This is a genomic window from Cellvibrio sp. BR (assembly GCF_000263355.1).
Lineage (GTDB): Bacteria > Pseudomonadota > Gammaproteobacteria > Pseudomonadales > Cellvibrionaceae > Cellvibrio.
Genome location: NZ_JH668200.1, coordinates 46,421 through 60,108, shown reverse-complemented (window position 1 = coordinate 60,108; position 13,688 = coordinate 46,421). Strand labels below are relative to the sequence as shown.

Genomic DNA, 13,688 nt, shown 5'->3' with positions numbered 1-13,688 from the left:
AGATCGAGATTTTTTATGCAGCATTTCACTGAACGCAACGGCGAACTCTACGTTGAAGACACTCCACTGAGCGCTGTTGCTGAACGCTTTGGCACACCCTGTTATGTTTACAGCCGCGCCGCTTTTACCCAGCAATATTTAGCTTACGCGCAAGCATTGGGTTCGCACCCGGGCATGATTTGTTATGCGATTAAAGCGAATTCCAATCTCGCGGTTTTAAATATGCTCGCCAAACTCGGCGCCGGTTTTGACATAGTTTCCGGTGGTGAATTAGAGCGTGTATTGCGCGCCGGCGGCCAGCCATCGCGCATTGTGTTTTCCGGCGTGGGTAAAAGTGCCGATGAAATCGCGCGCGCCTTGGATGTAGGTATTTTCTGCTTCAATGTTGAATCCGAAGCGGAGCTGGAATTGCTGGCGCAAATCGCCGCTGAGAAAGGCAAAATCGCCAACGTTTCGCTGCGCGTAAACCCGGATGTGGATGCCAATACCCACCCGTATATTTCCACCGGGTTGAAAGAAAATAAATTCGGTATCGCCATTGAGCGCGCACCCGCAGTTTATGCACGCGCGGCACAGTTGCCCAGTTTGGCGATTAAAGGTTTGGATTGTCACATTGGTTCCCAGCTCACCCAGCTCACACCGTTTTTGGATGCGCTCGATCGTTTATTATTGTTGGTTGATGAGCTTGCTGCCAGCGGTATTACTATTTCGCATTTGGATTTAGGTGGCGGTTTGGGCGTGACTTATCGCAATGAAACCCCACCACCGGTGGCGGATTACATGGCGGCGATCAAAACCAAATTGGGCGATCGTAAATTGTCCTTAATGTTTGAACCCGGCCGTTCCATTTCTGCCAACTCCGGTGTGCTCTTGACCAAGGTGATGTTTTTAAAACCCACCGAGCACAAAAATTTCGCGGTGATTGACGCAGCGATGAACGACAATATTCGTCCGTCCTTGTATCAGGCATGGCAAGACATCCGTCCGGTAAAACCGCGTGTGGGCGACGCGAAAAAATGGGATTTGGTGGGCCCAATTTGTGAGACGGGTGATTTCCTCGGTAAAGATCGCGAGCTGGCAATTGAAGCAGGTGATTTACTGGCGGTAATGTCCACTGGCGCCTATGGTTTCAGCATGAGCTCTAATTACAACACTCGTGGTCGCGCAGCAGAGGTGGTAGTGGATGGCGATCAAATCCATTTGGCGCGTGCGCGCGAAACCTTTGAAGATATGATTCGCGGCGAAGCCCTTTTGCCTGAGTAAGTGTTGCCAGAATAAGCGGGAAAAAATATGCGGTTACGTTTTAGCAAAATGCACGGTTTGGGCAACGACTTCGTAGTTATCGATGGCGTGGGTCAGAGTGTGCGTTTAACACCGGAAAAAATTCGCTACATTGCCGACCGCAATTTTGGTGTGGGCTGTGATCAAATTTTATTAGTAGAAACACCCGAGAATCCCGACGTGGATTTTCGCTATCGCATTTTTAATTGCGACGGCAGCGAAGTGGAAAACTGCGGCAATGGCGCGCGCTGTTTTGCGGTGTTTGTACGTGAGCGCAAACTTACCGGCAAAAGTGTGATTAAAGTAGAAACTGCTGGTGGCCTGATTGAACTGCGTGTGCAGCAGGATGAACAAGTCAGTGTGGATATGGGCGCGCCGCGTTTGCAGCCTGCGCAAATCCCGTTTGTCGCCGATTCACAAGCTGTAACTTATCCGTTTGACGTTGCGGGTAAAACCTACGACATTTCTGCTGTCTCCATGGGTAATCCACATGGTGTGCTGTTGGTGGACGATGTAAAAACCGCACCGGTGGCGGAACTTGGCCCGCTGATTGAAAACCACGCGCGTTTTCCGGCGCGCGTGAATGTTGGTTTTATGCAAATTGTGTCGCGCAATGAAATTAATTTGCGTGTGTTTGAGCGCGGTGTAGGGGAAACTCTTGCCTGCGGCACTGGTGCCTGTGGCGCGGTAGTCGCAGGGCGTTTGCGCGGCTTGCTGGATCAACAGGTAAAGGTAAATTTGCCCGGTGGCAGTTTGCAGATTGATTGGCCGGGCGAAGGTCAGCCGGTAATTATGACGGGGCCAGCGGTTACCGTTTTCCATGGGCAGATAAAAATCTAATAACCTAGAACTAAAGGCTATGACCGAACATAAACCGACACTTGCCGATCCTCTCGAGCCGGAACAAATCGAAGCTTGGTTGCGCGAGCATCCGGAATTTTTTGAAAACCATCCGGATTTATTAGCCGAATTGAGCTTGCCGCACGAATCTGGCTCGGCAATTTCGCTGGTGGAACGGCAGGTAGCGATTCTGCGCGAGCGCAATATCGATATGCGCCATCGCTTGAGCAAACTGCTCGACAATGCGCGCGACAACGACAAGTTATTCGATAAAACCAAGCGCCTCGTGCTCACCCTGTTAGAAGGGCAAGACATGGGCGATATAATCGATGCGCTGCACTACAGTTTTGATAAAGATTTCTCGATTCATTTCACCAGCGTTATTTTGTTTGGCAACCTGGAAAAAGTGCCCAGCAGTCAGGCCCGTGTCGTGAGCATTGCTGAAGCCCGTGAGCATTTGGGCGCACTGTTAAAAAATAGCCGCGCGGTGTGCGGTACGCTGGGCAGCAAAGAATTGGAGTTTGTATTTGGCAATCACGCCAGTGAAATTGGCTCGGTGGCGGTAGTGCCGCTGATGCACGGTAGCGCCTTTGGCCTGCTTGCCATTGGCAACCGCGATCCAAACTATTATCGCTCTAGTATGGGCACCTTATTTTTAGGTTATATTGCAGAAGTTCTGAACCGTTTATTACCTAAATATTTGCCACGCTGATACCCCCGCGCAGCTGGCGTGCCGGAACTACTATGACTGATCAACTGCATGACTGAGCAACTGCCACCTGACCATAAGCTTTCCTCTCCTACCAGTGCTGAAAATCCTGTTGCGGTGCCCGCATTGCCTTTTGCGCATGAATTGGCTGCGTTTCTCACCTACATGCGCAGTGAAAAACAATTCTCTCCGCTCACCCAACAAAACTATCAGCGCGACTTGGAAAAATTCCGCAACTATTGTGCGCAAAAAAATCTCACGGATTTAAATCTGGTAGCGATGAGCCATGTGCGTAACGCGGTTGCGCATTTGCATCGGGAAGGCTTGGGCGGGAAAAGTTTACAGCGCTGGTTGTCATCGCTACGCAGTTTTTTTCAATTTTGTATTCGTCGCGGGTGGATGAAAAATAATGTTGCCGATGGCATCAGTGCACCCAAATCCCCCAAGCTGTTACCCAAAACCATGGACGTGGATCAAACCGCACAATTTGTGGCTGTGGAAGGTGATGACTTTATTAATAAACGCGACCGCGCGCTGCTGGAGTTAATTTATTCATCCGGTTTGCGTTTGGCAGAAGTGACCAGTTTGAATCTGAACGATATCGATTGGGGCGAAGCCATGCTCACTGTCACCGGTAAAGGCCGCAAAACCCGCTTGCTGCCCGTCGGCGCCATGGCAATTGCCGCACTAAAAGAGTGGCTTGTCGCGCGCCGACAATACACCCAAGACAACGAGCCCGCCCTCTTCACCACCCAGCGCGGCGGCCGCATCAGCCATCGCGCGGTGCAAATGCGCATGCAACAATTAAGCATCACCCAGGGTATGGATAACCCGATCCACCCACATATGCTGCGTCACTCTTTCGCCAGCCATATGCTCGAGTCCAGCGGTGATTTACGTCTAGTGCAGGAATTGCTCGGCCACGCCAATATCTCTACTACCCAAATCTACACCCACCTCGACTTCCAACACCTCGCCAAGGTTTACGACAAAGCGCATCCGCGTGCGGGGCGTAAAACTGATCCAGATGCGGAATAATTTTCCACGCTTATCATTCACAACAAGCTTTGCACTTTCATTAACGGATAAGCGCGTTGCACTGCGCTTACGCTTTGCTGCAATAGTTGGTCGGCTTTAATTGGCCCGAGATATTCGCACAAACCCACGTAAGTGAGATTAATCACCTGCTGCATTAAAGGGATAGTAGGGGTGGTGCCGGTGAGTGGTTCGATTTGATTGAGCCAGCTTTGTAATGCGCGGCGGTCGTTGGGTGGCAGCGGGATTTTTTCTATATTTTCCAATACGTACAAACGCACCCGTGTTGCGTTGTCGCCTTTGGCGCTGTTGATTAGTTGCTCTACTAATGCCATAAACATTTGTAGTTCAGGTGAGCTGTGGTTTTTGTTGGCAGCACTTTTGGTTGCTGTCGCAATGGGAGCGTTATGCTGTTCCTGTCGATTGTCTTGCAATGATGAAAAAGCGGCGACTAATGCTTGCAGCATTCGCGAGCGCATATGCGCGAGTTCAATATCGCTACAGAGTTCACGCAGATAATGTTGTAGTGCAAAGGTAGGTTTGTGGGCATATTTTTCATCCCACAATACCAACGCTTGCGCGAGCGTTTGGCCGTGAATAAAGGGCATTAATGCCACTTCAACGGCTTGGCGTTTTTGTTCGGGTGTCACATGAGCCTCGGTTTTATAGAAAGCGATTAGCGAGTGGTTTTTAGTGCGCAGTTAACGCTGGGCGTTTAACGCCTCTTGATTCAGTGCGCGGGTATCCTGAAATTCCGGGTAGCCAATTTCGGCGTGCTCGGTGAAATCCAGCCCGCGTTGTTCATGCAAACTGCTGGCGCGCATGCCCACCAATTTATCAATTAAAAAATATGCGCAATAAGCAATGCCAAAGCCCCACACCAAGGCGACGCCAATACCAATAAGTTGTACGGTAATGCGGCTCATATCAAACATGTCGCCCGCATAAAAAATTCCCGCTGCCAAGGTGCCCCAAGCACCGCAAAAACCATGCACGCTCACTGCGTCCACTACGTCGTCGATTTTGCAACTGGTTAATAATTTCGGGCCGAGGAAACTAATAACACCTGCGATCACTCCGGTGAGCATGGCAAACAGCGGCTCCATGGTGGCGCAACCCGCGGTGATACCAACCAGACCGCCGAGGCTGCCATTGACCGTGCCGGTTAATAAAATCGCCTGCTTACATAATTTGCTGATGAGCATATAGCCCAGCGCGCCGCTGCAGGCCGCCAAGTGAGTATTCAATGCGATTTTGCCGATGCTGCTATTGGCCGCCACCGTGGAGCCAGCGTTAAAACCAAACCAACCGAACCAGAGAATAAAACCGCCCAGTGCGACCATGGTTAAGTTGTGGCCGGGAATGCGTCGCGCTTCCCCGCTGTGACTAAAACGGCCGAGGCGCGGCCCTAAAATTATCACAGCGGCCAAGGCGATCCAGCCTCCCATGGAATGCACAACCGTTGAGCCTGCGAAGTCGACAAACCCCATCGCTTTGAGCCAGCCATCGCCTTGGTAATTACTGCCCCATGCCCAGCTGCCAAATACTGGGTAGATGAACCCGGCAATCACGCAGGCGCCAATTAAATACGCATGAAAATGCACGCGCTCTGCCATGGCGCCGCTGGCGATTGTTGTCGTGGTAGCGGCAAACATCATTTGAAAAAATAAAAAGGTCCAATCCCAATCACTTAAATCTGCCGGTAAAAAATGACTGCTGCCAAACCAGCCGGTGGTATTAATGCCAAACATCAAGCCGTATCCCAGTGCCCAAAAAAGTAAACTGCATACGCACACATCCATGTAGTTTTTCATAATGACATTCACCGCGTTTTTCGCGCGCGACATGCCACTTTCCACCAGCGCAAAACCGGCCTGCATAAAAAACACCAGAACACCTGCGAGCACCACCCAACTGCTGTTGAGTGAGCTGCTTAAATCGGCGATGGAAGTTTCGCTGGCATGACTGCCGGCACTGAGCGAGGAGAAAAAGAAAGCAAGTGCAAGATAAACGAATCGCATAAGCACCACCTTTGATATGAATGAAGGTAGTTTTGCAACTCATGTGCCATTTAGGGTGGCCGCCCAACGGCGTGCTTTAGTTGAGACGTAGCAATGAAATTTGATAGTCCACTGCACTTTTGTTGTGCTTTTTATTTTGTATGGTGCATCGCATTGCACTGAAATGATCAGTGCGATACGGTCGCTGTTGGTTGGCAGGTTTTGCCTATCAAATAACGATTGCGTTCCAACAACTCGGTGAGGTTGTCAGTTTGCAGTGCGCCATCAATTAAAATTTCTTCGGTGCTGTTTTCCTGGCTGCGCAGAATGCCGATTTGGGTAAACATCAGGGCGTCTTTTACTGGCAGGGTTTGGAAATTATTTTTGCCCATGTGTTTGCCGTTGACCCAGACTTCGGTTGAACCCAGTTTTGGGTTTGTTGACCAGTGAATATGCAAGGCGACGCGGTGCCATTGGCCGGGTGCGGCGCCCTTGGGCAATTTCCACAACACATTTTTTGCAGCGGTTTCCTGAAAACTTAATTCACTGCCTTGAATGTTAAAGCGAAACATTTGTTGCCAGCTTTTGTCGGATTCCCAATAACCCAATTCGTGTTTGTGTTTGCTCAATTCTTTCGGCAAATAAAAACTAAATGCAAAAAAAGTATCGCTCCCTTCCTGTGTGCTGCCTTCATTGTTTTCACCTACCGTATAGCGATGGTGAAATTCACTGCGGTTCAAATCTTTATTGCCGTGCCACAAAAATGATTCATCACCGGTGAGTGTGATTTTTCCGGCGTACTTGCCGTCAAATACGCAGTCTGAAATCACCGAATGTCCTGCGGGATTAATCGGTGTGCTCCACTGGCTCATATCGCCGGTTTCAAAATCACCCTGCCAGAGAATGCTGGCGCTGGCATTGAGTGTGTAAAAACATAAGGCTAGGGTTGCTGCTTGGAGTACTTGTTTCATGGGCGTTATTTTCTTTGGTTGTAGGGTTTTTCGATAATTAAGTCTTGCATGTAGCTTGCCTGCTCTGCTTTTTTATCGCTAGTGAAAAGCAGTCGCCAAATGCGAATGCTTTTCGCAGCTAGGCTCACAGAAGGGCAGAGTTCTCTGTGATGTATTTTTTCATTTCTTTGCGGCTGATCCTAAACTCAACTTCACATTGCAAGGTTTCTTGGTCATCACTTTTGTTCACAAAAACCACATCATGTCTTGTTAAGTAGAAGTAACCTGATTCGGTTGGGCACCCCTCCTCTATTTGCTTTATTTTTAATGCTTTGGTCAGGCCGCTATTAAGCTTTTTATTTAACTCTACACTCATGCTGCGTTCAATTTCATTATTGATTTCAATTTCTTCGCCAGTTTTCAAGTTGTATGTTATTGCGCCGGTTCTACCTTTAGTGTACGGCATTCCAGGGCAGTACCAAGAGTCTGAAAACTTGAGGCTGAAAATTTTGTCATTTGTCAGAGTAACTTCTGCATGAAATTGTTTATCCCCATTTTGATCATCGCATTGAAACTCTGTGGTCATTTGTAAAATGGAAGCATTGATTTTCTTAATTGTTGGGCTGTTGTTTAATATTACTGGGTATTCGATATTTGTTTTCCAGTGTCCCATGGGAGAAGCGTCATCTTCTCTAGTGAAGAATATAGTTTTTGTTTCGTATGTTTCCTCTTTCAATATAGGCTCGGCGTTTGGTTTGCATGAGCACAATAGGGGAATTAAGAAAGCAAGGATTCGAAGTGTTATTTTTACGTCATGCATATTTTTTGTATTCGGGGAGGCACTAGTTGCTATCAAATGCCCAAAATTTTGGGCATTTGATGATTGCTGGTGAGGTTAGTTTTATTCTTCTAAAGGACGATCTAGCTCTTTTTTTAATTCAAGTGCCTTTTTTTTGCTTTCTTCCAATCGTTGATAAATGTTTGGCCCAAAAAGAGGGATTAATAATTTATCTTTATGTAATGCCAGGGTTTCATTGTTGGTGGTGTTCAGCCAGTCTTTTTCGACGGCATTTTTAATAGGGTTATTTGAAATGAAATTTACCCGTAAGCTATCTTCTATTGGTTGTGTTGTTTTGTCTGCAACCTCAAAAAACTCATGGGAGGAAATATTTTGATTGGGGCTGTAGGTAAATGTCAGCTCTAAATACGCATCGGAAGTGAGTGGCATGACAAAGCCAATTATTATTTGATTTAAGGGGGCTGATACACTGTATCCTATCCATTTTTGATCATTATAGGTGTAGTCACGATAATGTGATCGCAATTGATCGCCAACTAATGAGCCAATTCCAAAGTGATATGCATTTTCTTCGCCGTAATTTTTTTTGGCTTCAATGTTTAATGGATTATATCTCTGATGTAAATGATCATAAATCATTGTTATAAAGTCCATGCGATCTGCAAGATTAAACTTTTTATCATGAAGTAGCTTTTGTTTGTTGTCTGGAGCCCTCTGAACCGATATGTCCATCATCACAGTACCAATTTCTTTTCCAAAAAAACCTGGTTTTTTAATGTCCCACCAGCGGCGGATAATGTTTCCGTATTCGGGGTCGGTAAATTTCTCCAAGTCCTGAATGTCCAGTTTTTCTACCATGTTTTCCGCAGGCATATCTTTGCTAAAGTTTTCAGGCATTGCAAAATGGAAAATATTGCCTGATAAATCTACCTGCCGTGTATACATTGTTGGTGCGGCGTTAGCGGTTAATCCTAATAATTGACTCAGTCCGAGCATCATAGAAATCATCATCAATTGAAAGGTTTTAGTTGTTGGCATAATGAATTTCGTTAGTTGCTATCGCATGCCGAAATTGTTTAGGCATGTGATAGCAACTGAAAGGTTGGGTTTATTCTTCTAAAGGTTTATTCATTTCTTTTTGCCATTCCAGCGCACTTCGCTTTCCTTCCTCAATTTCTTGATGAATGTTAGCGCCAAACAAAGGTACTAAAATAGCGTTGTAGTTTTCATTCATGACTTCATCGTTGGTTTTATTGAGCCATGCTTTCTCCACCAGATTCTTTATTTCATTTTCTGGTAGATAATCAACTTTAAAACTATTTTCTATAGGTTGAGTTGTTTGATGGGCGATATTTTGAAACTCTCGAGGGGGTACGTTTTGGTTGGGGCTATAAGTAAATATAACTTCCAAATAGCTGTTCTTGTTAATAGGTAAGGCACGTCCAGCAATTAACTGGTTCAGTGGCGCTGCTACTGAGTATCCAAGCCATTTTTGATTGCCATAAATATGGTCTCGATAGTTTGAAAGTATTTTTTCTCCTAGTAAGGAACAGCAACTGAAATAGTATGCATATGTTCCCGGCAGCTCTGGTTCGATTTCACGGTTTAGTTGGTCGAATCGATTGTGGAGTTGCTCGTTGATCATCATCATGAAGTCAAGGCGATTGGTAATATTAAATGTTTTTTCACTAAGGACTTTTTTCTTATTTTTGGGGATTCTTTGAATGGATATATCCATCATTACAGTCCCAAGTTCTTTGCCAAAAAAACCTGGTTTTTTAATGTCCCACCAGCGTCGGATAATGTTGCCGTATTCCGGATTGTCGAATTTTTGCAGATTTTCAATGTTAAGGATTTCAATCATGTTTGCAGCAGGCATGTCTTTGCTGAAATTTTCGGGCATGGAGAAATGAAAAATGTTACCCGACAGGCTCACTTGGCGTGGGTATATTTTTGGTTCGGCGTTAGCTGTTAATCCTAATAATTGGCTCAGTCCAATCGTCATAGAAATTATCATTAATTGAAGGGTTTTATTTGTCGGCATAATGAACTGCGTTGCTTGCTATCAAATACCCAAATTGTTAGGTATTTGATAGTTTCAGATAGATTGGTTTTATTCTTCTAAAGGACGATCCAGCTCTTTCTTTAATTCAAGTGCCTTTTTTTGGCTTTCTTCCAATCGTTGATAAATGTTTGGCCCAAAAAGAGGGATTAATAATTTATCTTTATGTAATGCTAGTGTTTCATTGTTGGTGGTATTAGGCCACTCATTTTCTATCACTTGTTTGATTGGGTTATTTGCCGCGTAATTTACCCGCAGACTATCTTCTATTAGTTGAGTTGTCATATGTGCGACGTCTAAAAATTCATTGGGGCTAGCGTCGTGATTGGGGCTGAATGTAAAAACCAGCTCAATATAAGTATCTTGAGTGACTGGTGTTACCAGTCCCACAATTAGCTGAGCGTTAGGAGCAGTAACTGTATAGCCAATCCATTTTTGACCATTATAATTATAGTCCCTGTAATCAGATTCTATTTCTGATCCAAGTAGGTAGCAAAAGTCTACGCTATAATCGCCGTCGATCCCGCCCTGTCCCCGGTAATTTTTATTAAGCTCATCGTAGCGTTGATGCAATGTGTCATTGATCATCAATAAAAAATCAAGACGGTTTGCAATATTGTATGCATTGATATGAATTAATTTTTTCTTGTTATTCGGTACTCGCTGAACAGAAATATCCATCATTACCGTGCCCAGTTCTTTGCCAAAAAATCCAGGCTTTTTAATGTCCCACCAGCGGCGAATGATGTTGCCGTATTCGGGATTGTCGAATTTTTTCAAATCCTCAATATCCAGTTTTTCTACCATGTTTTCCGCAGGCATATCTTTGCTAAAGTTTTCAGGCATTGCAAAATGAAAAATATTGCCTGATAGATCTACCTGCCGTGGATATATTGTTGGTGCGGCGTTAGCGGTTAATCCTAATAGTTGACTCAGTCCGGACATCATGATTATTCCTAGTAATTTGTAGACCCTGTTAGTTGGCATAATGATTCTTTTCGTCAGGTTTAGGGTAAATAATTGGGGCGCGGTTTTACGAGCTTGGATGCTGTTTTTTCGGTTTTGTTAAATGCTTTTTGGATGATGTTCCGGCCTTTGCCGGGGCCATTGTCCATGTTGGCATCCCAAGCTTTCTGATCTTGCATTAAGGTATGAGGGCTTTGCGCTACTGAGCCATTAAATACATGGCTGGAATATACCAGTGACCCTAACAACTTACGTGGATTTAAGGTGTTCATCCCGATTAAGTTAGGCACCATATCGTAGTCATTGGCGCGAATAGCGAGAACTTTAATTCCTGCGCGGGAAAACAACGGCTTGGAACGCATATTGTTATTGGCGTTAGCATGGAAGGCGACGCTTTGTTTATTCAATAGTTCACCCTTATCCGGGTTGCGTATACCGTTCAGTCGAAGCTTGTTAAGCGCCCAACTGCTCTGGCTATTCAACAAATAACGTACTCCTTCTGCGAAAATAGCACCGCCTTGGCTATGTGCAATCCAGCCGGTCTCATTACCGGCAGCTTGGGTCTCAGCTAAAATTTGTGCGAATTTTTTGGTCACTGGTGTTGTGATTCCCATCTTGTCGCGGAAGGATTCCCAAGTATCACCTGCGCCGCCAACACTCGGGTTGTGGAATAGCGTGTACTCCTGCAGGTTTTTGAATTCGTACTCCAAATGGCTGCCCATTAACCAGGATGCTTTTGCCAAATTATTAGATTGACCATTAACGGCAGCGTAACGGGTGGCGACAGACTCAACACGAGCACTCACTTGCCAAATACCCTGTTCACTTCTCTTTATCTTGTAGAGGGCTGCTTGTTCTTGTCTGTCGCGTTGCTTTTGTAAGCGATCAACTGGTTGTATGTTGTAAACAATTATTTGGCCATTCGCGATTCTATAATCTGCTCGGTAATAATTGTTTTCCAGTTTATAGGTGCTGACGCTTCCTTTTAAGACTTTGGCTTGATTGGGTCTAGGGATGGAGCGCAGGCTTTTCAATAAGCTCGTCAAATCCCCGCGTTGTTGTGACGTTCTTTCCTTTTTCAGAATGAAGTCCGCGTAGCCACTTAGCAGCACTTGGTAGCCCGCCGTGCTAGCTTCATTCTCTAGATCTGTATCTGCAAATGGTACAACCCCTTGCGAATTCAACATCGCCACATGCTCTGGCGAGGTCTGTATTGCACCATAACGGAATGTTAGCTGGGTGAATTGGTTGATGCTGGTATCCATAAAAAAATCTCCTTTTTGGGGTAGGTGTAAACAAGCGCGATATTAGCCAATTGATCGATACAAGAGGAATGTTGAAACCAAACTTAATGGTGATGATGTGAACTGCGTAGGAGGAAAATTGCATCACATAAAAAAGCCGATACAGAGTACCGGCTTAAACACTTGCTGGTGAGAGAAATTGTTTAGGCGGGCGGATTGCCGATGGTGCCGCCAACAATGGGTTGGAAGGCGGTGAGGCGGTCCATCATGGTGGCGTTGCCCAAGCCGTGGCCGCGGAATAAGGTGCCGAATTGGTTTTGTTGGCCGTGCAGTGCCATGTAGTTGAGCACGACGGTTTCTACTAGCAGATTAACGTTGTTTGCCGCCGGGCTGCCGGAGGTTTCTACGTCGCCACTGGGGCGCATAAAACCAATTTGTTTTCCGGTGAGGCTGCCGTCCAATTGCTGCGGGCGGCCGCCTGGGTTGTAGACGAGGAAAAAGGAGCAGGCGGTTTGTTGGTCGTCGCCGGTCCAGACGCCTTTGCCGCGCCCGGCCATGGAGTCGTCGATCATGCCGTTACTGAATACCGAGCCGTCGCTGAAGACGTAAATCATCAGCGGCATATTTTTGCGTGCGGCGTATTCGAGGCAGGCGCCGATGCAGCGGCCGGCGCGTTCGTCGCGTACTTCGCCCGTTGAGCGGTCGCCGGTGTGATAGTCGTAACCGCCCATGGTGATGGTGCCTGCGCCCGCATAACCGTTAATAACCAGCTTCATCACTGAAGCGGTTTTGCGCAGTTCGCCGTCGCGATCAAATTCGTCGAACGAAAAAATGCCGTTGGCGCCGACTATATCGGCATCGGCAATCGGGTCTATATCTGCCGGGTTGCCAAAGCGTGCGGCCAAATCCGCGCTTTTGACATAGCCGCAGCGCAGCAGCTCTTTGAGCTGGGCGTCTTTGCTGGTGCCGAGGCTGGCCATGGCGTTGAGTTTGGCATCGCTAATGCGATAGATGGATTCCATGGTTTTGACTATGTCTTCCTGACTCATCAAATCCACCAGATCGCCCACATCCACCAAGCCTGTTACGTCGTTGGGGTTATCCACTTTAGTGGGACGAACTTCCAGGTTGATCAGCGAGGCGGGCGCCATGGAGTTGCCACCGGAATCGCTATTGCGCGAGCCGATGAGATCCACCAATGAGCCTGCGGCACCGGCTTTGTAAATGCCGTACATAGGATTGTGCGGGTTGTTGCCAGTGTCGTTTTCCGAGCGGGCGGCGATGACGGCGCCGTTGATATTGGCGGCGGTGGTGGCTTGGACCTTGGAGTTAATACCTGCCAATAACTGCGAGTCGGCATGGAATAACAAGCCGAGGCTGTTATCGATCAGCGTGGCGGCAGTGGAGGCGGTGGGCGCCATATCCGCCGGTAAGCCCTGTTTGCTATAGCCTGCCGCGCTGAGGAAATCCTCTTGGCCGCCGCGTTGACCGACCAGCACGTTGGAGCCTGCAAAGTTGGCGCCACCGGCGAGATCGAAACAGATAAACGGAATCTTGCCCGCGCCCTGGGCGGCAATACCACAGGCATCGCGCGCGGCGGCGATATCGGCAGATAGGCTGACATCGGCCGCGTAGGCGGGGTTGGTCAGAATGCTCATCAGCGAGCCGCCAATGAGTGTGCCTGAGCCGAGTTTAAAGCCTTGGGCGATCAGCTCGCGGCGGGTGACCGGGCGGCGATGGTTATTGAGCAGCAGCGGGGCGTCCGGGTGCAGTGGTTTTTTGAATTTGGCCATGTCGGGTTC

At 47.3% G+C, this 13,688-nt stretch carries 13 protein-coding genes; 4 read left to right on the top strand and 9 right to left on the bottom strand.

Going from position 1 to position 13,688, the window contains the following annotated elements:
* Positions 1 to 15 precede the first annotated feature (15 nt).
* Genes lysA through xerC form a run of 4 tightly spaced genes read left to right on the top strand, consistent with a single transcriptional unit; the run spans position 16 to position 3,868 of the window.
* Positions 16 to 1,263, top strand: coding sequence for a diaminopimelate decarboxylase (gene lysA / locus O59_RS00290; RefSeq protein ID WP_007638287.1), 1,248 nt, complete (start codon positions 16 to 18; stop codon positions 1,261 to 1,263).
* A 27-nt stretch (positions 1,264 to 1,290) separates the two neighbouring features.
* Complete coding sequence (dapF, locus tag O59_RS00285) at positions 1,291 to 2,121, top strand: diaminopimelate epimerase (RefSeq protein WP_007638286.1); 831 nt, start codon at positions 1,291 to 1,293, stop codon at positions 2,119 to 2,121.
* Between the two features lie 19 nt (positions 2,122 to 2,140).
* The gene (locus O59_RS00280) at positions 2,141 to 2,833 is read left to right on the top strand and encodes a DUF484 family protein (RefSeq protein ID WP_007638285.1); all 693 of its coding nucleotides are present in this window, start codon (positions 2,141 to 2,143) and stop codon (positions 2,831 to 2,833) included.
* 48 nt (positions 2,834 to 2,881) lie between these two features.
* Complete coding sequence (xerC, locus tag O59_RS00275; RefSeq protein ID WP_007638284.1) at positions 2,882 to 3,868, top strand: tyrosine recombinase XerC; 987 nt, start codon at positions 2,882 to 2,884, stop codon at positions 3,866 to 3,868.
* A gap of 17 nt (positions 3,869 to 3,885) precedes the next feature.
* On the opposite strand, the gene O59_RS00270 is transcribed toward xerC, so the two are convergent.
* From O59_RS00270 to O59_RS00230, 9 genes are all read right to left on the bottom strand, one after another.
* Complete coding sequence (locus O59_RS00270; RefSeq protein WP_007638283.1) at positions 3,886 to 4,515, bottom strand: hypothetical protein; 630 nt, start codon at positions 4,513 to 4,515, stop codon at positions 3,886 to 3,888.
* Positions 4,516 to 4,566: 51 nt separating this feature from the next.
* Positions 4,567 to 5,886: an ammonium transporter gene (locus O59_RS00265; RefSeq protein WP_007638282.1), complete on the bottom strand. Its 1,320-nt coding sequence runs from the start codon at positions 5,884 to 5,886 to the stop codon at positions 4,567 to 4,569.
* A gap of 167 nt (positions 5,887 to 6,053) precedes the next feature.
* A complete protein-coding gene (locus tag O59_RS00260; protein ID WP_007638280.1) occupies positions 6,054 to 6,836 on the bottom strand; it encodes a polysaccharide lyase in 783 nt (260 codons plus the stop codon).
* 124 nt (positions 6,837 to 6,960) lie between these two features.
* Entirely contained in the window at positions 6,961 to 7,551 is a 591-nt protein-coding gene (locus O59_RS00255; RefSeq protein WP_157152422.1) for a hypothetical protein, read from the bottom strand.
* A gap of 165 nt (positions 7,552 to 7,716) precedes the next feature.
* Complete coding sequence (locus O59_RS00250; protein ID WP_007638274.1) at positions 7,717 to 8,652, bottom strand: hypothetical protein; 936 nt, start codon at positions 8,650 to 8,652, stop codon at positions 7,717 to 7,719.
* Positions 8,653 to 8,722: 70 nt separating this feature from the next.
* Positions 8,723 to 9,619 (bottom strand): hypothetical protein, encoded by an 897-nt coding sequence (locus tag O59_RS00245; protein WP_040390944.1) that lies wholly within the window; start codon positions 9,617 to 9,619, stop codon positions 8,723 to 8,725.
* Positions 9,620 to 9,727: 108 nt separating this feature from the next.
* Complete coding sequence (locus tag O59_RS00240) at positions 9,728 to 10,624, bottom strand: hypothetical protein (RefSeq protein ID WP_007638265.1); 897 nt, start codon at positions 10,622 to 10,624, stop codon at positions 9,728 to 9,730.
* A 59-nt stretch (positions 10,625 to 10,683) separates the two neighbouring features.
* Positions 10,684 to 11,907 (bottom strand): hypothetical protein, encoded by a 1,224-nt coding sequence (locus tag O59_RS00235; RefSeq protein WP_007638263.1) that lies wholly within the window; start codon positions 11,905 to 11,907, stop codon positions 10,684 to 10,686.
* A gap of 182 nt (positions 11,908 to 12,089) precedes the next feature.
* Entirely contained in the window at positions 12,090 to 13,679 is a 1,590-nt protein-coding gene (locus tag O59_RS00230) for a hypothetical protein (RefSeq protein WP_007638261.1), read from the bottom strand.
* Positions 13,680 to 13,688: the final 9 nt, after the last annotated feature.